We start from the raw sequence: 280 nt of genomic DNA on the forward strand, positions 1-280 counted from the left end.
GTGATAGCCAATGCCATTGGCTAAGTTGCGGTCTCCGTCCCCTTAGTGGGTCAACTCAACCTATACCACCAAGTGGTATAGTTAATGAGCCGCACCATGACGCCATCCGTACAGCGTGTATTCAAAACGAAGTGGTTTAGCAAAGCAGCGAAAACCGCTGGTATCCATGACATCGACCTGTGTCGCGCGGCAAAGCAGTTGATGCAAGGCATGGGGGACGACCTGGGCGGCAACGTCTGGAAGAAGCGCCTGGACCAAAACCGCAGACGCGGCATCGTCG

General features: G+C 55.0%; 1 protein-coding gene. It reads left to right on the plus strand.

Going from position 1 to position 280, the window contains the following annotated elements; translation table 11 throughout:
- Positions 1 to 84: 84 nt before the first annotated feature.
- On the plus strand, positions 85 to 280 hold a 196-nt coding region (locus ACVA58_RS28020), incomplete at its 3' end, for a type II toxin-antitoxin system RelE/ParE family toxin (protein WP_446513509.1).

Source organism: Photobacterium sp. DNB22_13_2, assembly GCF_052873915.1.